Below are 22,219 nucleotides of genomic sequence, written 5' to 3' on the forward strand. Positions count from 1 at the left end.
AGTTACAAAATATTTTCACGGCGAATCCCGGAAAATGTTAAGTTTATGTTAAGAAAGTAAAAAAAAGTACGAGAATACTTAATCTGTTTAAAGAGTTAGTCACAAATTTAAGTACGAATTTTGTACCGCTTCTCAGCGAAAATAATCAGATTATTAAAAGGCTATCTTCATGATGAACAACTTTTACGCTACCTGTTCCGATGAAAATATCCTTGCGCTGATCAGTGAGCAGGACGATGAGCTGGCTTTCGCGGAACTTTACGACCGTTACTTCAAAACTCTGTTCAATTACGCTTACTCCAAGGTCAATGACCGGTTCACGGCGCAGGAAATCGTCCAGGAGCTCTTTGTGAGCCTGTGGCAACAGCGCCGCCAACACCAGGTGCAATGTGGTCGGTCGTTCCTGTTTACAATGGCCAAACGGCTGATCATATCTTTCTACCGGAAAGAATACACCCGCCAGCATCATTACGGCCAGTGGGAAATTCACCACAGCGATGTATCTGACTTCGCCGACCAGCCTACCCTCGCCTCCGATCTGCAAAACCGCTATGAGAAAGGCCTGCATTTGCTTTCCCCGAAATGCCACGAAGTATTCACGCTGAGCCGCCAGGGTTTTTCCAATAAACAGATCGGCGAACAACTCAACATCTCCGAAAAGACAGTAGAACAGCACATTACCAAAGCATTACGCATCCTTAAAGAGCATTTAAAAGAGCATATGCTTTGTGCGCTGATCCTTTTTGCTTCTTTTTAAAAAAATTTTCAAAAACTACTAAGGGTTCCCCTTCCGGCGCGCGACTTCTGGGTTGACAACATCCCCGATCTCATGAAGCCAAACGGTATTCCGCCCGCATTACTCGAAAAATACCTGTCCGGTGCATGCACCGAGGCAGAGAAAGAAATCGTCGAAGCCTGGTATGCATCGCTGCAAGGCGAGCCGCGCTATCTCGACCATTTGCCCGATGCGGAGCAGGATGAAATACGGAACGAGGCATTCGGGAATATCCGGCGCGAATTAAATCTCGGAGAAGGAGAGCCTGTACAAACTTCCTTGTGGCGGGCACTTCCATGGCGTCTCGTGACAGGCATCGCAGCGTCCGTTGCCATTGTGCTGGGCGTCTACCTGGCCGTAAACCTGCGAACTGGCCAGCGACCTGACATTATTGTAAAAAGTGACACCAAGAACATTCAGCTCCCTGTAACCATATTTGAAAACACCGGTATGCAGATCGTCCGGCACGAGCTCCCCGACGGTAGCATGGTGACAATGCACCCAAACGCCGTAATCGAATACCGTACGGGTTTTGCCAACGACAAGCGGTTCGTGGAATTTTCGGGGGAAGGCTTTTTTGACGTGAAAAAAGACAAAACACGCCCATTCAATATCAAAAGCGGCGACATGGTCATTCGCGTGCTCGGGACGAGCTTTAACGTGAAGGCGGTCAAAAACCAGAAAAAATTCCAGGTAGATGTCGTGACGGGCAGTGTGCAGGTGACCGCGCAGGGTGAATCGTTCGACAAGCAGGAGGTGATTCTCAAACCACAGCAGCAGGCATTGTTCGAACTGGATTCCAAACGGCTTATTTCCAAAACACTGCCCGCTCAGGCGAAAAAGGAAATTTACGAGCCTGTGACCATTGTCTTTGAGGAAACGCCATTGGACAAGGTAATCGAACAGCTTGAAAAACGCTTCAATGTGTCGATCTCCCTCGCGAACCCCGGGCTGGCCCGATGCGGCCTGACAGCCAATTTCGAGTCACAGCCTTTCTCCAACATCCTCGAAATCCTTTGCACTTCACTTGAGGTAACTTACACTATATCAAACAATAACATCACCATCAACGGAGAACCATGTGAATAATCCTTAATAGCTACCCATGATCTTATGAACCCATCCGTACCACCGTAAAAAGGGCCAGAAGTGTACCACCACTACCCGGCCCGAAATGCCATCCTTTTTCTTCGTACCACCGTTTCAAAAGGATGTTTTATCCAATAGTGCCTAACCATCAGACAATCAAAATTATGCAAAAAACAGTACGTAACAAGCCGGTCGACTGGCGAAAAATTATGCGCATTGGACTGCTTCAATGGATTTTTGCCGTCTCGCTCGCAGCCGGCAGCTATGCGAAGGAAACTGCGGCCCAGTCTGTGCTGAGCAAGGATATGACGCTCACACTCCGCAATGTTTCGCTCAAACAGGCCCTGAACGAGATACAGGCCCGTGCCAATACCCGCTTTGTGTACAGCAGCCGGGTCTCCGTCAAGGAAAACGTAACCATCGAGGTAAAGAACCAGAAACTTTCCCGGATACTGGACCAGTTGCTTGCGCCTCGCGGAATCAACTACAAGGTGATCAACAACCAGATCGTGCTTGCCAAGACGCGCGTGAGCCGGCAGGAATCGGTGATCCCCGACTTGGAAGAGAAACTGCTTCAATATGTACTGCCGACTGAAATCCAGGTGCGCGGAACCGTGAGCTCGTCCGACGGGCAGGGTACGCTACCGGGTGTAAGCATCGTCGTGAAGGGTACCTCACAAGGCACCACGACCGACGGCAACGGAAAGTTTGAAATCACTGTGCCGAACGTGGAATCGGCATTGGTTTTCAGCTTTGTGGGTTATGTTTCGCAGGAAATCGTCGTTGGTAACCGCACCGAAATCAATGTGACTTTGCAGGCAGATAACAAAGCATTATCGGAACTCGTGGTGGTGGGTTATGGCACGCAGAAACGGGTCAACCTGACCGGTGCGGTGTCCCAGGTCCAATCCAAAGACCTCGAAAACCGGCCTTTGAACAACATGTCGCAGATCCTGCAAGGCATGGTACCCAACCTCAACATCACATTCAGCACCGGGCAGCCGGGTAAGGGAGGGGCGCTGAACGTGCGCGGGGAAACTTCCGTGAACGGCGGGTCGCCGCTCGTGCTCATCGATGGTATTCCGGGCGATATCAACCGCATCAACCCTGGCGACGTGGAGTCGGTATCCGTGTTGAAAGACGCCGCAGCCTCCGCCATTTACGGTGCACGCGGTGCTTTCGGGGTGATTTTGGTTACCACCAAAACCGCGAAAAACGGCAAGACTACCGTTTCTTACAGCAACAACTTCGGATGGTCGAAACCGACCATCAACACTGATTTCATGACCAACGGTTATGACTATGTGAAGATTAATGACGAAGCATTCATCCGGGCGACCGGCAACAGCTATACCCGCTATTCGGAGGAAGATTACAAGGAAATCGAAGCGCGTCGTTACGACAAAACGGAAAATCCGGCACGTCCCTGGGTGGTAGTGAAGAATGTGAACGGAAAAGACATTTACAACTACTACGGTAACTACGACTGGTGGAATACGATCTTCAACATGAGCCAGCCGTCGCGCCAGCATAACCTGAACCTCTCGGGCGGTACCGATAAAATCAACTACTTCCTCTCAGGTTCCGTATTTGAAAAAGACGGTATTATGCGCATCAACACGGATAAATTCACTTCCTACACATTGCGCAGCAAGATCAATGCCCAACTCACACCCTGGCTGAAAGTGAGCAACAATACCCAGTATTTTGACTCGAAATACAAATACCCGGGCCTGGAAGGCGGTGCCAATGCGAACTTTGTAGCGATCACCGTGCATGCATTGCCTATTTACGCGCCGCGCAACCCGGACGGCACGCCTACCTATAATACGCTAAAAAACAACTACTCCATCGGTGACGGTTTGTTTGCCAACCTTTTGAAAGGCGTGGCAGGCGGAGAGCAGAAAGTGCATGAGCTTACGACCATTAACACGGTTCAGATAGATTTGGCTAAAAACTGGAACGTCACCGCAAACCACTCCTACTCGTTCTACATCGCCGACGACTGGTACCGTTCAGCCGTAGCGACGTATTCAATCCAGCCCGGCATTCTGACGACGGTTCCTAATTACAACACCGACCAGTTCAAGAAAACCATGTGGTTCGATCCGCAGAACGTGGTCAATGTGTTCTCATCCTTCAACCACACCTTAGGGAAGCACTTTTTCAGCGCCACGGCCGGTATCAACTACGAGTCGCGGAAACACCAGGTGTTGGCCGGCTCACGCAAGAACCTGCTCTCGGAAAGCCTCAACGACCTGAACCTCGGAACGGGCGAGCAGCTTTCGGGCGGCGGCGCTTACCAGTATGAACTGTTCGGAGCATTCTTCCGGGCTAATTACGACTACCAGGGTAAATACCTGCTTGAAGTGAATGGCCGTTACGACGGTACTTCCCGGTTTGGTGAAGGCAAGCGTTACGGGTTCTTCCCGTCGGTGTCGGCCGGCTGGCGTTTGAGCGAGGAAAACTTCTTCGAAACGGCGCGTAATGTCGTGAATAACCTGAAAATCCGTGCTTCATACGGTACTCTGGGTAACCAGCTGCCGCCGAAGTTTAACGACAACCCAAGCTCGGCCAGCTTCTATCCTTACGTTCCGATGATGCCTACGGCGCAGTCGACCTGGATTACGAACGGCCAGAAACTGCAATATGTAAGCAGCCCATCCCCTATCTCTTCGGGATTGACCTGGGAATCGGCCACGACTTCGAACATCGGGCTCGACGCGACATTGCTGAAAAACCGGCTGAACCTTTCATTCGACGGCTACATCCGTAAAACCACCGACATGCTCATTCCGGGCCAGGTTCTTCCCTCGGTGTATGGTGCGACAGTTCCGACCCAGAACGCGGGAGACCTGCAAACCAAAGGTTTTGAACTTTCGATCGCCTGGGCGGATATGTTTAAACTGGCCGGTAAGCCGCTCAGCTACAATGTGTCTTTCATCGTTTCAGATTCCAAATCCAAAATCACCAAATACGACAACCCGAACAAAGTGCTTTCGAGTCCTTACGTTGGCCAGACGATAGGTGAAATGTGGGGGTACTCGATCGACGGAATGTTCCAGAGCAACGAAGAGGCTCAGGCTTTCAAGATCGACCAGTCGTTCGTCAATAAGCAGCGCCTGAGCGCACCCGGCGAATGGGCCAAACTGCAAGCCGGTGACCTGCGTTTTGTAGACCTGAACGGCGACGGCAAGATCAACAACGGCTCCAACACGCTCGCCGACCCGGGTGACTTGAAAATCGTTGGTAACAACCGCGTTCGCTTCCGCTACGGTATCAACCTGGGCGCTTCGTGGAATGGTTTCGATATTTCGGCATTGGCGCAAGGTATTCTCCGCAGAAACTGGTATCCGGGTAACAATGCCGACAAATTCTGGGGCCCCTATTCACGTCCATACTACTCGTTTATCCCGAAAGATTTTGGAAACGATATCTGGACGCCTGAAAACCCCAATGCCTATTTCCCGGTGTTGCGCGGCTACACGGCACTTAACGACGGTGGCGACCTCCGTGCTACCAACGACCGCTACATCCAGAATGTAGGATACCTGCGCCTGAAAAACGTGGTGATCGGCTACACGGTACCGGAGCGTATCAGCAAGCTGGTGCGCATTCCGAGAGCGCGGATTTACATCAGTGGCGAAAACCTGCTGACCTACACCCCGCTCCGCTCGAAATACATCGACCCCGAGCAGTTCGACGGCGACGGAACCAATGGACGTACTTATCCATTGTCGAAAACCATTTCAGCCGGTCTTAACCTCACATTCTAAAAGGCATTCATACCGATGAAAAAAATATTTAGCATTATCGCCATTTCACTTGGCCTGGTGGCTTGTGATCTGGATCAGCTCCCGCAGGACGCGATCTCGCCGGAGACTTTCTTCAATACCGAAAACGATCTGTTGCTTTATACCAACTCCTTTTACAACGCACTGCCCACGGCAGAGGATGTGTACAATGAGGACGTAGACAATATTGTCAAAACCAGCTTGCGCGACGAGTTGCAGGGAACGCGTGTAGTACCTACCAGCGGTGGCGGATGGAGCTGGGGAAATTTGCGGAACATCAACTATTTTCTCGCAAACTCCGGCAAATGTCCCGACAAGAAAGCCGTTGCCAAATACAATGGGCTGGCCCGCTTTTTCCGTGCCTATTTTTATTTCGGGATGGTCAAACGCTTCGGCGATGTGCCCTGGTACTCGACTACCATCGAACTCGAAGACCAGGAGTTACTTACCAAACCCCGCGATCCGCGCACGCTCGTGATGGACTCGGTGATGGCTGATATCGATTACGCGATCGCCAACCTCGATGCCAGCCGCCAGGTAACGACCGTTACCAAATACACGGCATTGGCATTGAAATCGCGTATCGGATTATATGAAGGTACTTTCCGCAAATACCACCCGGAATTTAACCTGCCTGATGCCGATAAATTCCTCGACGCCTGTATTTCCGCTTCGGAAGACCTGATGAAAAACAGCGGCTATTCCATTTACAAAGCCACACCGGCCACTGCGTATATGAAGCTGTTCTCCTCCGACAATGCGATCCCCGACGAAGTGATCCTCGCCCGCGATTTCAGCGACGAATTGCAGGTTTATCATAACCTCAACTATTACACGATGACCGCTTCTTATGGTCGTCCCGGCCTGGAAAAGAAACTGGTGAATAGCTATCTCATGGCAGATGGTTCCCGTTTCACCGATAAGAAGGGTTATGAAACCATGCAGTTTTTTGAGGAAGTTCAAAGCCGCGATCCGCGCCTCACGCAGACAATCCGCACCCCAGGCTATACCCGTATCGGCGAAAATACCCCGCTCGTACCGGAATTCGGGGCTACCGTGACAGGCTACCAGCTGATCAAATTCGTATCGGCTCCGAAATGGGATACTTTCTCGAAAGACATTACCGACATGCCGATCTTCCGCTATGCCGAAGTGTTGCTGAACTACGCCGAAGCGAAAGCCGAAAAAGGCACATTAACTCAGGCCGATCTCGACATTTCGACCAAGCTTATCCGCGACCGCGTAGGCATGCCGAACATCAATATGGAGCAGGCTAATGCCAAACCGGATCCTTACCAAGCCGAACAGTACACGCAGATCAGCGGCAAAAATTTGGGGGTAATCCTCGAAATCCGCCGCGAACGCCGCATTGAGCTCGTGATGGAAAATTTCTTCCGCTGGGACGATCTTATCCGCTGGAAAGAGGGCCAGGCTTTGACCAAACAATTCAAAGGCATGTACTTTCCCGGCCCCGGCCAGTACGATCTCGACAAGAGCGGAACCATCGACGTGGTGATTTATGAAGGCACCAAGCCGGACATTAAAGGCGCGCAACTCCTGAAACTGGGCAGCGATGTGTCGCTCGAAAACGGCGCGAAGGGCGGTAATATCATCGTGAATGGCCACATCACCAAGAAATTCATTGAAAACCGTGATTACCTTTACCCGATCCCCAAACAGGAGCGCCTGTTGAACACCAACCTGACGCAAAACCCTAACTGGGAGTAAACTATTATCGACTATTCCTAACCTTTAACTTTTATGCTTTCAGACAGAAGGTCGTTTCTTGAAAAAATGTCCCGGATTGGGGCGCTGAGTTTGTTGCCGATGGCGGCAGAAGCTGCTCCCGCAGTGGAAGAGAAAAACCATTTCGTGGCCGGCCCCTATTTACAGAATATGGGCGCGAACGAGGTCACCATTATGTGGATCACCCACAAAAACTGTTTCAGCTGGGTCGAGTACGGCGCAGGCACTTATACGAGCAAGCGCGAGTTCGGCTACAACAACGGGCTCATCGAGGCAAACAACCGCATTAATAAGATTACATTAACCAACCTCACGCCGGGAACAGAGCACAAATACAAGATCGTATCCACCGAAGTACTGGGCTACAAAGGCTCGAAAGTGGAATTCGGGGAAACGATCGCCAGCCCGATGTACGGTTTCAAAACCTGGGGACCGAACGAAGACGAATTCAAAATGGTGGTATTTAACGACATCCACGACCGCCCGCAGATCATTCCGCAGCTGTTGTACCGCCATGGTTATACGGGTAATACCAAAGATTACGATTTCGTAGTTTTCAACGGCGATTGCTTCGACTGGGTTACGGAAGAGCAGCAGATGGTCGACCATTTGATCAAACCGTCGGTCGACATTTTCGCCACCGAATTCCCCTTCCTGCTCACCCAAGGCAACCACGAATGCCGGGGCAGTTTCTCGCGACATATTCCCGAGTACTATGCCTATCCCGACAATAAGTACTATTTCTCGTTCACCCGCGGCCCGGTGCATTTTATCGTGCTGGATTCGGGCGAGGACAAGACAGACGACAGCGTCGAGTACGGTGGTTTGTCGGCATTCGATCGCTACCGCGAGGTGCAGAAAAAATGGCTGGAAAAGGAAATCGAATCGCCGGAATTCAAAAAGGCCGATTTCCGCGTGCTGCTGATCCACATTTCGCCCTACCATTCGGGCGACTGGCATGGTACCATGCATTGCCGGGCATTGTTCGGACCGGTTTTGAACAAAGCTAAAATCGACCTGCAAATCTCCGGACACACCCACCGGTACATGACCCACGAGCCTGACGCAGACCATAACTGGCCGATCGTGATCGGCGGCGGGCCGCTGGAAGGCAAACGGACGCTCATCAAACTCCATGCGACGCGTAAGCAACTGGATCTGAAAATGATTCGCGACGACGGCGAACTCGTGGGTAAGTTCCTGATCCCGAAGAAAAACAAGTAATGTATCTCAGGGCAGCAGATCAACCGGTTTGCTGCCCTATTTTTTTTAGTCGCCCGGTTACTTAAAGTATTACCTTAACATTAAATAATCGTCGCCGCGCACACCGGATTTTTGCCAACAAAGAAAAATGGTACATTTGCTTTTAACGTAACCCATTTTTCGTGGAACAGGATTCGGTACTTTGGCAGAAGTTCAGGGAAGGCGACCCGCTTGCCTTTGAACAACTCCTGCGCAGTTACTACCGGCCATTATTCGATTACGGAAGGCGTTTTGTCAGCGATCGTGACGTGCTGAAAGACCTCGTGCACGATCTTTTTCTCTACTTATGGGAACGAAGGGAATCCCTCGGCAAGACCGATCAGATCAAGCCCTACCTGCTCACGAGCCTCCGAAACCGCATTTTCAGGAACAGTAACCGCCTGGAAGCCCGGCCGGAAGTTTTTCTGGCATTGGAACACACTCCCGAAGATTTTCACGAGACAGCTAACTCCATCGAAAGCGAACTGATCCTTACCGAGTTTGCGGCGGAGAAGCATTCGCGCATCCAGCATATTATCCAGTCGCTCACGCCCCGGCAACAGGAAATCATCCATTTGAAGTTCTACCAGGATCTTTCCAACGAGCGCATTGCCGAAATCCTCAATATATCGCGCCCGGCTACGGCTAACCTCCTGTATGAGAGCCTGAAAGTGTTCCGTCAAAAATGGCTTCTGCTCGCCGGTCTGCTTCTCCTATTCCTCGTTCGCGGGCATTGATCTAAAAATTTTTAAAATTTTTCATGATTCTTCCATGATCCTGGCGGTCGCGGCGGATTATACTTTTAGAACACATTCCCGACAAGCCGATGCATCCATTTTACCACTACAACCTGGAAGACTTTCTTACTGACGACGATTTCAGGGGATGGGTAAAAAACGGCCGGCCGCGTAACGACTTTTTCTGGGCCAAACTCCGCTCGGAGTACCCGGAGAAAGCGCTGCTGATGGACCAGGCGGCCGAGCTGATCCTTACCTGGGAAAAACAACCCAGTGACCTCACGCATGAAGAGCTCGACCACGAGGTAAACCGGATCCTGAATGATTCGGTCGTACGTACGATGGCCTCCCGTAAGGCTAATATCGTCCGGTTACGGTGGTGGTACGCCGCGGCCGCGGTGCTGGTTCTGGTGGGAATAGGCTGGCTGGTTTCGGGAGAAAAGGCATTCCCTAAGAGCCAGTATACGTATAAGCGCTACGTTGCAGTGTCTCCCGTCCCGCTGAAAGAGGTCATCAACAAAGGTAAAAAGCCAATGCAGGTCAGTCTGCCGGATGGCAGTGAAATACGGCTGATGCCCAATGCGGCTGTCAGCTACGCTCCGGCTTTTGTCCAGAATCATAAAAGAGAAGTATTTCTCTCGGGAGAGGCGTTTTTCGAAGTGCAAAAGGACAAAGCCAACCCATTTTTTGTGTATGCCAATGACCTCATCACGCGGGTAGTAGGAACGAGTTTTACCATCAAATCTTCTTCGGAGCGTGTGGAAGTGATCGTGCGTACGGGAAAAGTAGCGGTAATGCAAGCGAAGGACCTTAATGGCGATAAGCAAGGCGTCGAAATGCTGCTTACGCCGAACCAGCAGGTGGTATTCACTACGGAGACGCCCGTTCTCGCGCGCGGCATTACTGAAAACCCGGTGGCCATCGCCCGCCCGGTCGTAAAACCGGATTTCACATTTGATAATCAACCGGTTGGAGAGGCATTCAAGTTATTACAGGAAACTTACGGGATACCGATTTTATACGACTCCACCAGGCTCGAAAACTGCTATCTGCGCGTGGCGCTGCGCGACGAGCCATTCTTTGACAAGTTAGGAATAATCTGCTCTACCATCGAAGCAAGCTACCAGGTAACCGACGGACAGGTCGTTATCACCGGGCAGGGCTGCGAATAACCAAATTTTCCTTTCAACCAAAACAACCCTTCTACTTATGGCTAAATCTTGACCCAGATTCAATAAAAAAGCCGGCAATGATTGCAGCATTACCGGCCTGATTCTCCCGGTTCATTTCAACAGAAGGACAGTTCCGCCCAAATCGGAGCACGGGAGGGCTTTGTCCAGAATTCATCAAAACCATTCGAATTTATGAAAAAAAGTAGTCGACCACTAACGTACCTGGTGACTGTGATGAAAATTGCATGCATACCATTCATACTGACCCTGCTGTTCAGCAGCCTGTCGCTCGCCAGTAACGGGCTAGCGCAGGAACTGCTGCAACGCAACGTAACCCTGAAAGCCGAACGCCAGGACCTGCGCCAGGTGCTCACCAACCTCGAAAAATCTACGGGCGTGCGCTTCTCGTATGTGCCTTCGCTCGTGCGTAATCAGAAAGTGAGCGTTTCGGCCGAAAACCAGCGGCTCTCGGTCGTACTCGACCAGTTGCTTGCGCCGCTCAACATCCGGTATTCAGTTTCCAAAGAATACATTATCCTGAACCGCAAACCCAGCAAAGCTGCCGGTGCAAACGACACCAGCCTGCTCGATACATTCGGTGAAGATGACGTTATCGACCGTGTAATTCGCGGGAAAGTCATCGCCTCCGATACCAAAGAGCCGCTGCCGGGCGTAAGCGTGGTGGTAAAGGGCACTCAGCGCGGTACTTCCACTGAAGCGAACGGGACATTTGAAATAGAAATCCCCAACGGCGATACCCAGCTCATTTTCAGCTTCGTGGGTTACCTCGCTCAGGAAGTGAATGTAGGCAACCAGTCGGAGCTGGATATAACGCTCCTTTCGGACACAAAGTCGTTGCAGGAAGTGGTGGTAATCGGTTATGGAACTGTTAAAAAGGCCGACTTATCGGCTTCCGTTGCGACTGTACCCGATATGGAACAGATCAAAAACCGGCCGGTACTTAATGTAGGTAGCATGATCCAGGGCAAAGTCGCCGGTGTAACGGCGATCAGCAACGGCGGTCACCCTAACCAGACGCCCAATATCACCATTCGCGGGACGGGCTCGCGCGGGGGTGAGAGCGTGCTATACGTGGTCGACGGCGTACCCAATGCTCCATACAACCCGGCTGACATCGAATCCATTACCGTTTTGAAAGACGCAGCGTCGGCAGCGATTTATGGCGCATTCTCTGGTTCCGCCGGGGTTATCCTTATCACCACGCGTCAGGCCGCGCAAGGCAAACCGAGCATTGAATACAGTGGTTTTATGGGTATGAAACAGGCCTGGAAGCTGCCACAGTCGCTCACCGCGGCCGACGAGGCCAAAGTGTCCAACCTGGCTTATACCAATGCAGGCCTCGCACCGCTCGACGGTTGGGACGCTACCAAAAATCCGTACGCACAAGTGACCCGCACAGACTGGATCGACGAAATCTTCCGTACAGGTCTCATTCAACGCCACAACATTAGCTTCAATGCCGGTACTGACAAGTTCTCGACCCTTTTGCAGGGCCGCTACGAACGCGACGAGGGCACGCTCATCAATACGTATGCGCAGAATTTGTCCGTGCGTTTCAATGCGATGTACAAGTTCACGGATAAAATTAAACTTCGCCAGGAGCTTTTTTACAATAATAACGACAACCGCGGAACTGAAACGACCAGCGGTTACAGCGGAACCGTGCTGTCGGCCATTTACATGCCGCGCTCGGCTGTGCCTTATTATGAAGACGGTACATTCGGCGGCGTAGGCCCGCGTGACTCGCAATACCTGGGTATCCATGGCGATGCGATCAGCCCCGTAGGTACATTACTTCGCAACAGGCCGTACAACAAAAGCAATGATATGCAGTCGGTTACCGAGCTCGGCTATTCCGATATTATCCCCGGCCTGAGCTTTCTGACCCGATTCAGCTACCGCCAGAACAGCTCGCTCTGGAAAAATTTCGAGCCTAAAAGAACGGAACCCGGAAAGCCTAATAACCAGAATACCCTTTCCTATTCCACTAATCGCGGTTACCACTGGATCTGGGAAAATACAGCGAACTACTCGCGTGTATTCGGCCGTCACAACGTAGGTGCGATGGCCTCGATGACCGCACAGGAGAATGGTAACCGCTATTTCAGTATCGCCGCAAGAGGTTTCGAAAATGAAGCGGACTGGGCACAATTCTTTGTAAATGCCTCCATTTTTGACCAGAACCGACCTTCGGATGACGAATGGAAAGACCGTAATGCATCCTATGTAGGCCGTTTGTCATACAGCTGGGCTGATCGCTATTTCGTGACTGCCAGCTATCGCTACGATATTGCCGGACGCCTCGCCGAGGGTTTCCGTGCCAAAGGGTATCCTGGTTTTACAGGTGCCTGGAAACTCAGCTCGGAACCGTTTTTTAATGTAAAAGGTCTGGATTTGCTCAAACTCCGCGCCAGTTGGGGCCGCATTGGTAACATCGGCTCTATCGGCAGATACTATGGTTATCCCAATCTTACCCCGAACCAAACCTACCAGGTCGGTAATGGTGCCCCTATCAGCAATGGTTTATATGTGAGTTCAAGATTTAACCCTGAATTATCGTGGGAAACTTCGCAACAGACGGATTTTGGATTAGATATCAGTCTGTTGAAAGAAAAACTGACCATCACTGCCGACTACTTCAACAAGCTCACCTACGACCTGATCAAACAGCAGGACACCGAATGGACAAATACTAACGGCTACGGCGCGCCCTTCATCAACCAGGGCAAGATCCGGAACACCGGTTTTGAATTTGCTGCCAACTGGCGCGACCAGGTCGGCGAGTTCAATTATGAGATCGGCGGTAACTTTGCTACCCTTAAAAACCGCGTCGACTACATCGACGAGAATCCCAACTCGGTATGGACGCATGGCGATGCGTGGAGAAGTATTCTGGTACCTTTCCGCTCGACGGTCGGCCAGCCTTATTTCTCTTACTGGCTGATTAAAAATGCGGGTATTTTCCAATCAGACGAAGCCGCTGCGGCTTACGTGGGGCCGAAGGGCGATCGTATCCAGCCGAACGCAAAAGCGGGTGACCTGAAATTTGTAGATGAAAATGGCGACGGCAAAATCGACGATTTGGACCGCGTGTATATGGGCAATGCATTCCCGAAAATCACTTACGGTATCACTGCCAATGCGAACTGGAAAAACTTTGATTTCAGCATCTTCTTCCAGGGAGTTGGGGGCGTGAAACTCTTCAACGCATTCAAGCAATCGACATTGAATGGTGCTGAGCAGGGCTATAACCGTTGGGACAAAATTCTGGACGCATGGTCGGAAACCAATACCGGTTCTGATATTCCAAAGATCCGGGCGAACGATCCGAACAAAAACTTCTCGACCAACTCGGACTGGTACCTCGAAAACGGCAATTACCTGCGCTTGAAAAACCTGATTATTGGCTACACATTCAAAAGCAAGCCAGGCAAGCCTAGCCTGCGCGTGTACGTGAGCGGCGATAACCTGCTGACATTTACCAAATATTCGGGCATGGACCCTGAGATCGGTAGTCAGCTCATCGATGGCCGCTACACCGCACCAGGCCTCGATGGAGGTCAGTATCCGGTAGCACGCGTGTATTCAGCCGGTGTGAAGCTCAAATTCTAACACCTAAGTTCGACCAAACAAAGACTTTGACTCATGAAACATATCATTAAAAATGCGGGTCTTGCCATTGTCATGGCCGTGAGTGCATCCGCATGTACAGAAAGCTGGGTAGATACCAAACCGAACGGCTCCCCCACCACCGCATTCTTCTGGAAAAGCGACGAAGATCTGAACAAAGCTGTTGCCGCGATGTACGCGCCGATGGGCTACGAAAATACCTGGGGCCGCAACCTGTTCTGGATGCAGAATGCCTCCGACGACATCGTGACCGGCCGCGTGCGTGCGGAAAGTGACAACATCAAAAATTTCAACATTACCGGCCGCGAAGGCTCCATCTCCAACTGCTGGAACGATGTGTACTGGATGTTAAACAAGGCCAATCAGGTGATCCAGGGTATTCCTACGGCTACTGGCGTATCCGATGCCGTGAAGAACCGTGCACTGGGGGAAGCATACTTCATCCGCGGATTCGCTCACTTTTGGATCGCCTATTCATGGGGCCACAAAGACCTTGGCGTACCTTTCGACGGGCCTGAGAACGCGGAGTTCGGCAAGCGCATTCCGCCGCAACTCCCTTCCGTAACCGACAACTACGCGCAGATCATCAGTGATTTGCAAAAAGCCGCCGACCTGCTCCCATTGTTCCAAACTTACGGCGCGGGCGATCAGGGTCGCGCACACAAGGCTGCCGCATGGGGTTATATGGTTAAAACCTACGCTTACTGGGCGCAATATGATGCTTCCAAATGGGCACTGATCCCCGATCTGGCTGATAAAATCAAGAATGAAGGTGGACGCGCGCTCATTACGGGCAAGGGCAGTCCGGCAGCCAACTATCAGGCGGTGTTTACGATCGATAACAACTGGACGAGCGAATACATCTGGTCGGTGAACTCCGGTATTCAGGGCGGCTCGATCTTCCCGGGTGTCGCATTGGAGAACAAAGGCTGGGGCATTTTCAATGGCTGGGGCTATTTCCAGCCTACCGAAGAATTGTATGAAGAATACGAAGCGAAAGATCCACGCCGCGAGGTGACCATCCTGAAATTCGGGGATAAATTCACCTACTTCGGCAAAGAGCGCTCCTACTTCTCGACCAATAGCCTCTCGGGCTTCCAGATCCGAAAATATATGGAGCCTTACAGCTACGGAAGCAATGAAAATGCAGGAAGCAACACGATGATCAACCAGAATGGCGATGGTCCTTCGACGCGCCTGAACCTGCCGCTGATGCGTTATGCGGAGATCCTGCTCTTCAAAGCCGAGGCATTGATCAAACAAGGTAAAAATGCTGAAGCAGCAGCGCCATTAAACGAGATCCGCGCCCGCGTGGGACTCGCTCCGATTGCAACGCCAACATTGGCGGACCTCAAACACGAGCGCCGTGTGGAGCTCGCCTGCGAGTGGACTGACCGCCTGGCCGACTTGAAACGCTGGGGCGATTACGACAAGATCAATATGCCGCTCCACGGCCGCATCCACGACAACAAAACCGATCCGGCTTCGCCTTACAAAATCCAGGTAATCTGGCCAGCCCGCAACTTTGATCCGGGCAAGCACATGGCCTGGCCGATGAACCCGGATGAGATTTCGCGCAGCAACGGTGCCTACAAGCAAACACCGGGATGGTAATGGCGACGCAAATGCGAATTTTCATCATGAGTTAACATTAATCGCATATTTTTGGCTTCACAACAGGAGACCCTTCGGGGTCTTTTGTTTTATAGTTAATTAATCATCTCTATACCCAATGAAAAAAATTGCCCTTTACCTACTGGCATTCGTCTCGCTCGCAAGCGCGTCGTATGCGCAGAAAACCGCAACTATGAATGTAGCGTCCTACAACCTTCGCTACAACACCCCCAACGACGGCGTAAATGCCTGGCCCAACCGCAAGGAGAATGTAAAAGGCCTCATCCGTTTCCATGAATTCGACATCTTCGGCGTACAGGAAGCATTGGTAGGCCAGCTGAAAGACGTAGCCGAGCTGACTGAATTTGCCTATTACGGCAAAGGTCGCGACGATGGCAAAGAAGGTGGAGAGCACTCCGCCATTTTCTATAAAAAAGACCGTTTCAAACTGCTCAAATCGGGCGACTTCTGGCTCAGTGAAACCCCCGACAAACCGGGTCTTGGCTGGGATGCCAAATGCTGCAACCGCATTTGCTCATGGGCGCAGTTCGAGGATATGAATACCAAAAAGAAATTCTACTTCTTCAATGTGCATTTCGATCACCAGGGCGTTGAAGCGCGTCGACAATCAGGGCATTTAATGGTGAAAAAAATCAAGGAAATAGCAGGCAATAGCACTGCCATCCTCACCGGCGATTTCAACTCATCACCGGACACCGAGCAGATCAAAACGATCGCCGGCCTGCTCAACGACACTCACGACGTGACCAAACAAGCCCCATATGGCCCGGAAGGCACCTTCAACAGCTTCAAATTCGACGCCGAAATGAAGACCCGGATCGATTATATTTTTGTGAGTAAGAATGTAAATGTTCTGAAATACGGCGTGCTGACCGATTCCAAGGAGCAACGCTATCCATCGGATCACCAGCCGGTCTTGGTGAAGGTGGAGATTAAGTAATATAGACTTCGGCTTACGGCAGTCGGCTATTGGCGATCGGAAGAATGTTCGATCGCCGATGGTTGACTGCCGTTATTTTTTGTCGAATTTCGGGAGGCCGTAGGTTTTTACGATATGCTCAGCCAATTCTATCTTTTCTTTGAAATAACCCTTATTCAGGAGTTCGTCAAGGCTCTTATCAGCCTTTTTCAAGATAGGTTTTCGCAGGCGTTCAAGTTCTTTCTCCATTTCACAATCGCTTTTTTCTGATAACAAGAAATGCTTCATACTGGGTGTTGGGTACAAACTCTTCCCAACCAGCGTTTACAAAACCATAAACCTGAAAATCAAGCCTTATAGTTTCAAGATTGTTCGAAATCCCCATTCTGTACAACCTGGTCCGGGATTTTGTGCTACCGGCTGCAAATATCATTGCACCGGGAAATTCTTCCGTGAAAGACAGCAATGTCGATGCCACCGTTGCCATTACTTTGACACTGTCTCCATTATTGGTGACTACTTTGTCGTCAAGCTGTCCGGTCAATTCATTCTTATCCCCAAATCCCAAGTTAAAAAAATTTGGTATGCTGGTTGGACTGTACATCACAACTTTCTTCACATCACCTTTGGGCCCCTGGCTCACAAACTCGTAAACCAAGGCTGTATCGCCGGGTGTTATTTCATATTGATCATAGTGCATGTAATGCAAAGATAAATACTAAATTGTAGGCATCATTCCGAAGCATCTAACCTGTGGTAAGCCGTACAAACCTTTTGATAATCTGTACAGTAGCGTGTCTGGCATTCGTGTCGACGCAGAGCGTCAAAATCAAAATTATTGCTCCTAAGGCCTGGAATGACAGAAAGGCGCTTTTACTCACACGGGAGAAAGGATTTGCGGCGGTGGTGCATTCGATCAAGCTGGGATTTGATACGACACACCTGAATATGGATTCGGATTTGTTGCCGGATTTATATCAGTTTCAGGTTTCGCAGAAGAAGGGCGCGTTGACATTCTTCTTCGATCCGGGCACACAAATACGGCTGGATACTTCCAACCTCGCCAAGTCGACGGTAACTCATTCGAAGAGCAATGAGGAATGGCGGGAATATCAATCGCTCGTGCAATCCCCTTCCGACCATCGCCTGAATGCATACATTGTGGCCGAAGCACGTGCGAAAAAGCATAATCAGCCCGATAGCGTACGGTACTGGGTAAACGAGCAGGCAAAGGAGCGCGAGAAGTTATGGGAGGCAACGGCCGGTTTTATTGCAGAGAACCCGAAATCCTATGTCAGCTTATATTTACTGAAAGTCAATTGGTTTGCATTGAAAGACAAGGGATTGTTTGAAAAGCTGGACCGTACTCTGGCGCATCACAGAAACTACCGTTTTTTGAGCGAAAAGAATAAGGGACTTGCCAAAAGCACTTCATCCGGCGCCCGAAAATAACCGCCTTGGAAGTTCATCGAGACTGGTCAGGGAGCATCGGGCAGTGAAAACAGGCCGACCTGACCCCGACAAAAGGCGATCCATTGAAGAACATATCCGATACCCGGCACGTTAGTAGGGTTATGCTATATGGGATTTGAGTTAAATAAGTAGGAATCGCTACATTGCTTTTAAACAACATCATTATGAAAAATCTGCTTCTGATCGTCCTGAGCGCATGGATGTTCTGGACAAGCAACCAGGCATTCGGCCAGGCCGAAGAAGAAAAGCTTGATCTTCCCGGCGATAACCTCAATCTCTATGCGGTTTTAAAGCTATTCCAGGAATCGGAAACGCTCGAAGGTTTCGAGCGGAAACTCAATGAGGAAGATTCAGAAATCAACAACCTCGACCTCGACGGCGATAACGAGATCGACTACATCCGCGTAGAGGACAATGTGGAGGGTAATCTTCATACGATCAGCCTGAAAGTAGCAGTCAGCGAAAGCGAGGATCAGGATGTAGCTGCATTTTATGTCGAAAAAAAGGACGATGGCGAAGTATGGATCCAGCTCGTAGGGGACGAGGATCTTTACGGCAAAGATTACATTGTCGAACCCAATTCACAGTCGGGAACGGTCACTGAGACGCCTAATCCGGGTTATAACGGAAACAGGGAAGTTGAGCCTGCTGCGGTTCAGCAGAATGTGGTTTATGTGTCCAGCTGGCCAGTTATTCAATTTATTTTTGTGCCAAGATATGTGGTATGGCGATCGCCGTGGCGGTGGCATTACTATCCTTCCTACTGGCATCCGTGGAGGCCGCGATACTGGCATTATTATTATGGATACCATTACCACTGGCATTACTATTACAACGGGCACTTTCGCCGCTGGCCCAGCTACCGCAACCCGGCCTGGCACACGCATTACTATGGCGGCAATTTCCGTTCACGCTCGGTGATCGTGCATACACGCTACACGCGGGGCGATTACCGCGCCACCTATTCACGTCCTTCAGCGGCACGGGAGGGATCTGCATTGTTTGTAAAAAGATATCCCAAAGCTCCAACGACTCGCGAAAGGCTTCCAAGCTTTGATAAAACGGGCCGTCCGGTGATCACCCGCCCATCAACCGGCCGCCCGGGTACGACCCGGCCGGGGAACGACGGCACCGCGCGCCCATCTGTTGAAAGACCAGGAAGCGGCAACAGCGGTCGTCCGGGAACAGGCAGACCAGGTACTGACCGTCCCGAAGTTACGCGTCCCGGCATATCACGACCTAATCCAGGCGTATCAAGGCCGGACATCGAGCGGCCGACACGGCCAAGCAACCCGGATGTGTCCAGACCAACCCCAACGCCTCGTCCCGAGGTAACGCGCCCGACGCCGTCGCCCAGACCAGAAGTGACCCGGCCTACACCAACGCCTCGTCCGGAGGTCACCCGGCCAAACATTGAACGGCCTACACGGCCGACCCCTTCTACACGGCCAGCACCGAGCCGGCAGGAGGCACCACGACCATCGACTGCCCCATCGAGTCGTCAGCAAAGTTCGCCCCGTTCATCAAGAGAGCCGGAGCGGCCTTAACCACGCAGTTATAGAAATTCGTTTAAAGATCCGCCAGATACTTCTGCCCGCCCAGGTAGCGCATCTGGCGGACGATCTGGTTGGTACGCTTGTTCACATACGCAGACGGATTCTGGATCGAAAACCGGATCGGATTGGGCAACACCGCTGCAATGCGCGCAGCTTCGTAGCGGGTTAGGCGTTTAGCCGACTTATTATAGTAACGCAGCGAAGCCGCTTCTACACCAAAAGTCATTTTCCCCATTTCAGCCACATTCAAATATACTTCCAGGATACGCTCCTTGCTCCACAGCACTTCGATCAGAACTGTAAAATAGGCTTCAAGCCCCTTGCGGACGAAACTCCGGCCATGCCAGAGGAACACGTTCTTGGCGACCTGTTGGGAAATCGTACTGGCGCCGCGCGCTCGCTTGCGGTCCTCGGTCATTGCATTGTAAATCTGATCGAAATCAAAACCCCAGTGATTAGGAAAATTCTGGTCTTCAGAAGCTACTACTGCCAGGGCTACCTCTTTGGAAATGTTTTCGTACGGCTCCCAGTCATGGTAAATCTCGGTATCCTCGTCGGCCCTGAACGCGTCGATCTTCCGGGAGATCATGTAGGGCGTTACCCAAACGGGCAAAAACCTCAGAATAACCACCCAAACCACTGAAAGCACGAGAAAAGCAAGGAAGATTTTGAGCGCAATAAATTGCAGACGGCGGAGCATAAAACTTTTTTACTTCTACAAACAGAAACCAAGTAACAAAAACAGCGTACAAAGAACAGAAACTAATCAGGTTTAGGCAAAGAAATAGGCGCCTTAATCGTCAAATTTTTAAACACGCTGTATATGAATGAGGATTTATTGAGTTTTATCTGGCGCTTCCAGTATTTCGATAAGAAAGGGCTGGCGACCGACGAGCACTCGCCGCTTTCCGTTATCCGTCCCGGCCAGAGGAACACCGACGCCGGACCGGATTTTTCCGAGGCCCGCGTTATCATCAATGGAGTGCTTTGGGTAGGAAGTATCGAAATCCACGTAAAAGCCTCGGACTGGTGCCTCCACGAGCATCAGCAAAACGGTGCCTATGATTGTGTGATCCTCCATGTGGTGTGGGAGAATGATCATCCGGCAACGCGGCGCGACGGTACAATCGTCCCGACATTGTCGCTGAATGGCCTCGTGAAAGCCTCCGTTATAGAGAGATACCGCTGCCTGCTTGATGAAAACGATACAGTACCTTGCAATCGCCAGTTTGGAGATGTGGAACAGATCCGCAAATATGCCATGCTCGACAGGGTGCTCCTCGAAAGGCTGGAACGTAAAGCATTGGAAATTCAGCATTTGCTGGAAGCGAACCATCAGGATTGGGAGCAAACGGCGTATCAGTGGCTTGGTCGCTATTTCGGGTTTAAACTCAATGACGCCCCGTTTCAGCGACTGACCGGCATTGTTCCCTGGAAAATCATCCGCAAACATACCGACCGACTCGTTCAGATTGAAGCGTTACTATTTGGTTGCGCGGGGCTTATTTCAGAGAATTCGGAGGAAATATATGTACGCCAGCTCCAACAGGAGTTTCGCTTTCTCAGCGCCAAATACCAATTACAGGACGAGACAATGCACCCGCATGAGTGGAAATATGCGCGGTTACGTCCCGCAGGGTTCCCGACGATCAGGCTGGCGCAGTTCGCGCAGTTGCTGTGCAATACCGGCGGTATGCTGAACCGGTTTATTGTTTCGGAGCATTTTGATGAAATAAGGGAGCTGTTCCGGATCGAGCAATCCGCCTACTGGCGTGAACATTACTTATTCGGGAAGAAAGCGCGGGCCCAGGTACCCGTGCTGGGGGTCGATGCCGCCCATTTACTGATTGTCAATGCCGCGGCACCATTGCTGGTCGCCTATTCGAAGCACCGGCAGCAACCGGAACTGCTCGACAAGGCCATTTACTGGCTTTCGGAGATACCTGCGGAAGATAACCGGATCACGCGCCAGTGGGCATCGCTGGGTATGCGCGTGAAAACCGCGGCGGACTCGCAGGCATTGATCGAATGGTTTAACAACTACTGCACGCCAAAACAATGCCTGGAATGCATGGTGGGCGCAGCACTCGTAAGGGACGCCTAGCCAGGGGCGCTCAGCCAGGGGCGCTCAGCCAGGGGCGCTCAGCCAGGGGCGCTCAGCCGGGGGCGCCTAGCCTTTCACCAGGTTTACGCCCGTTAGTAGAAATACCGTTCCTACCAAAAACGGCACAATCGACTCCCATTTGGATACTGTGAGCCCCAGTACGGGCTTGTCTGACAAAAATGCGACGCACGCAAATAACAATACCGCAATACCCAGAATAGTGAGCAAAGAGCCGAAAAAACGTTTGAACTGAGCGTTTTCCATGAAATGTGTCTATGAGGAGATTAAAAGTTCGCAAAAATATCAAATATGCGCTGGCATTGGCG

The 22,219-nt window shown here is 51.1% G+C and carries 17 protein-coding genes; 13 read left to right on the plus strand and 4 right to left on the minus strand.

Features of this window, described 5'->3' with window-relative positions; genetic code table 11:
• Positions 1-169 precede the first annotated feature (169 nt).
• The 10 genes from AC2YIT_RS00720 (at position 170) to AC2YIT_RS00765 (ending at position 16,781) form a co-directional block, all read left to right on the plus strand.
• Entirely contained in the window at positions 170-757 is a 588-nt protein-coding gene (locus AC2YIT_RS00720) for an RNA polymerase sigma factor (RefSeq protein WP_487277936.1), read from the plus strand.
• Positions 758-829: 72 nt separating this feature from the next.
• Positions 830-1,864: a FecR family protein gene (locus tag AC2YIT_RS00725; RefSeq protein ID WP_487277937.1), complete on the plus strand. Its 1,035-nt coding sequence runs from the start codon at positions 830-832 to the stop codon at positions 1,862-1,864.
• Positions 1,865-2,028: 164 nt separating this feature from the next.
• A complete protein-coding gene (locus AC2YIT_RS00730) occupies positions 2,029-5,640 on the plus strand; it encodes a TonB-dependent receptor (protein WP_487277938.1) in 3,612 nt (1,203 codons plus the stop codon).
• 15 nt (positions 5,641-5,655) lie between these two features.
• The gene (locus AC2YIT_RS00735) at positions 5,656-7,386 is read left to right on the plus strand and encodes a RagB/SusD family nutrient uptake outer membrane protein (protein ID WP_487277939.1); all 1,731 of its coding nucleotides are present in this window, start codon (positions 5,656-5,658) and stop codon (positions 7,384-7,386) included.
• A gap of 33 nt (positions 7,387-7,419) precedes the next feature.
• Positions 7,420-8,628, plus strand: coding sequence for a purple acid phosphatase family protein (locus AC2YIT_RS00740; protein ID WP_487277940.1), 1,209 nt, complete (start codon positions 7,420-7,422; stop codon positions 8,626-8,628).
• Positions 8,629-8,789: 161 nt separating this feature from the next.
• On the plus strand, positions 8,790-9,383 hold the full coding sequence (locus tag AC2YIT_RS00745) for an RNA polymerase sigma factor (protein ID WP_430843415.1): 594 nt from the start codon (positions 8,790-8,792) through the stop codon (positions 9,381-9,383).
• An 89-nt stretch (positions 9,384-9,472) separates the two neighbouring features.
• Positions 9,473-10,555, plus strand: coding sequence for a FecR family protein (locus AC2YIT_RS00750; RefSeq protein WP_487277941.1), 1,083 nt, complete (start codon positions 9,473-9,475; stop codon positions 10,553-10,555).
• Positions 10,556-10,747: 192 nt separating this feature from the next.
• Entirely contained in the window at positions 10,748-14,188 is a 3,441-nt protein-coding gene (locus AC2YIT_RS00755) for a SusC/RagA family TonB-linked outer membrane protein (protein WP_487277942.1), read from the plus strand.
• Between the two features lie 33 nt (positions 14,189-14,221).
• Positions 14,222-15,820, plus strand: a complete 1,599-nt coding sequence (locus AC2YIT_RS00760) for a RagB/SusD family nutrient uptake outer membrane protein (RefSeq protein WP_487277943.1) — start codon at positions 14,222-14,224, stop codon at positions 15,818-15,820.
• A gap of 118 nt (positions 15,821-15,938) precedes the next feature.
• Positions 15,939-16,781: an endonuclease/exonuclease/phosphatase family protein gene (locus tag AC2YIT_RS00765; RefSeq protein WP_430843411.1), complete on the plus strand. Its 843-nt coding sequence runs from the start codon at positions 15,939-15,941 to the stop codon at positions 16,779-16,781.
• Between the two features lie 72 nt (positions 16,782-16,853).
• On the opposite strand, the gene AC2YIT_RS00770 is transcribed toward AC2YIT_RS00765, so the two are convergent.
• Together AC2YIT_RS00770 and AC2YIT_RS00775 are read right to left on the minus strand one after the other, a co-directional pair.
• Positions 16,854-17,009 (minus strand): hypothetical protein, encoded by a 156-nt coding sequence (locus AC2YIT_RS00770; RefSeq protein WP_430843410.1) that lies wholly within the window; start codon positions 17,007-17,009, stop codon positions 16,854-16,856.
• Position 17,010: 1 nt separating this feature from the next.
• The gene (locus tag AC2YIT_RS00775; RefSeq protein WP_430843409.1) at positions 17,011-17,460 is read right to left on the minus strand and encodes a DUF6934 family protein; all 450 of its coding nucleotides are present in this window, start codon (positions 17,458-17,460) and stop codon (positions 17,011-17,013) included.
• Positions 17,461-17,534: 74 nt separating this feature from the next.
• On the opposite strand from AC2YIT_RS00775, the gene AC2YIT_RS00780 reads away from it, so the two are divergent.
• Together AC2YIT_RS00780 and AC2YIT_RS00785 are read left to right on the plus strand one after the other, a co-directional pair.
• Positions 17,535-18,212, plus strand: coding sequence for a hypothetical protein (locus tag AC2YIT_RS00780; RefSeq protein ID WP_430843408.1), 678 nt, complete (start codon positions 17,535-17,537; stop codon positions 18,210-18,212).
• 185 nt (positions 18,213-18,397) lie between these two features.
• The gene (locus AC2YIT_RS00785) at positions 18,398-19,780 is read left to right on the plus strand and encodes a hypothetical protein (protein WP_487277944.1); all 1,383 of its coding nucleotides are present in this window, start codon (positions 18,398-18,400) and stop codon (positions 19,778-19,780) included.
• Positions 19,781-19,802: 22 nt separating this feature from the next.
• On the opposite strand, the gene mtgA is transcribed toward AC2YIT_RS00785, so the two are convergent.
• Positions 19,803-20,489: a monofunctional biosynthetic peptidoglycan transglycosylase gene (gene mtgA / locus AC2YIT_RS00790; protein WP_430843406.1), complete on the minus strand. Its 687-nt coding sequence runs from the start codon at positions 20,487-20,489 to the stop codon at positions 19,803-19,805.
• 123 nt (positions 20,490-20,612) lie between these two features.
• Here mtgA and AC2YIT_RS00795 point away from each other — a divergent pair, with 123 nt between their 5' ends.
• On the plus strand, positions 20,613-21,893 hold the full coding sequence (locus tag AC2YIT_RS00795) for a DUF2851 family protein (protein WP_487277945.1): 1,281 nt from the start codon (positions 20,613-20,615) through the stop codon (positions 21,891-21,893).
• 66 nt (positions 21,894-21,959) lie between these two features.
• On the opposite strand, the gene AC2YIT_RS00800 is transcribed toward AC2YIT_RS00795, so the two are convergent.
• Positions 21,960-22,157, minus strand: coding sequence for a hypothetical protein (locus AC2YIT_RS00800; protein WP_015811882.1), 198 nt, complete (start codon positions 22,155-22,157; stop codon positions 21,960-21,962).
• Between the last annotated feature and the right edge of the window lie 62 nt (positions 22,158-22,219).

The organism is Dyadobacter sp. SRI_021 (genome assembly GCF_057586235.1).

Coding starts and splice junctions, on each gene's coding strand:
- AC2YIT_RS00720 (WP_487277936.1), top strand. CDS start 170: ATGATGAACAACTTTTACGCTACCTGTTCCGATGAAAATATCCTTGCG.
- AC2YIT_RS00725 (WP_487277937.1), top strand. CDS start 830: ATGAAGCCAAACGGTATTCCGCCCGCATTACTCGAAAAATACCTGTCC.
- AC2YIT_RS00730 (WP_487277938.1), top strand. CDS start 2,029: ATGCAAAAAACAGTACGTAACAAGCCGGTCGACTGGCGAAAAATTATG.
- AC2YIT_RS00735 (WP_487277939.1), top strand. CDS start 5,656: ATGAAAAAAATATTTAGCATTATCGCCATTTCACTTGGCCTGGTGGCT.
- AC2YIT_RS00740 (WP_487277940.1), top strand. CDS start 7,420: ATGCTTTCAGACAGAAGGTCGTTTCTTGAAAAAATGTCCCGGATTGGG.
- AC2YIT_RS00750 (WP_487277941.1), top strand. CDS start 9,473: ATGCATCCATTTTACCACTACAACCTGGAAGACTTTCTTACTGACGAC.
- AC2YIT_RS00755 (WP_487277942.1), top strand. CDS start 10,748: ATGAAAAAAAGTAGTCGACCACTAACGTACCTGGTGACTGTGATGAAA.
- AC2YIT_RS00760 (WP_487277943.1), top strand. CDS start 14,222: ATGAAACATATCATTAAAAATGCGGGTCTTGCCATTGTCATGGCCGTG.
- AC2YIT_RS00765 (WP_430843411.1), top strand. CDS start 15,939: ATGAAAAAAATTGCCCTTTACCTACTGGCATTCGTCTCGCTCGCAAGC.
- AC2YIT_RS00770 (WP_430843410.1), bottom strand. CDS start 17,009: ATGGAGAAAGAACTTGAACGCCTGCGAAAACCTATCTTGAAAAAGGCT.
- AC2YIT_RS00775 (WP_430843409.1), bottom strand. CDS start 17,460: ATGCACTATGATCAATATGAAATAACACCCGGCGATACAGCCTTGGTT.
- AC2YIT_RS00785 (WP_487277944.1), top strand. CDS start 18,398: ATGAAAAATCTGCTTCTGATCGTCCTGAGCGCATGGATGTTCTGGACA.
- mtgA (WP_430843406.1), bottom strand. CDS start 20,489: ATGCTCCGCCGTCTGCAATTTATTGCGCTCAAAATCTTCCTTGCTTTT.
- AC2YIT_RS00795 (WP_487277945.1), top strand. CDS start 20,613: ATGAATGAGGATTTATTGAGTTTTATCTGGCGCTTCCAGTATTTCGAT.
- AC2YIT_RS00800 (WP_015811882.1), bottom strand. CDS start 22,157: ATGGAAAACGCTCAGTTCAAACGTTTTTTCGGCTCTTTGCTCACTATT.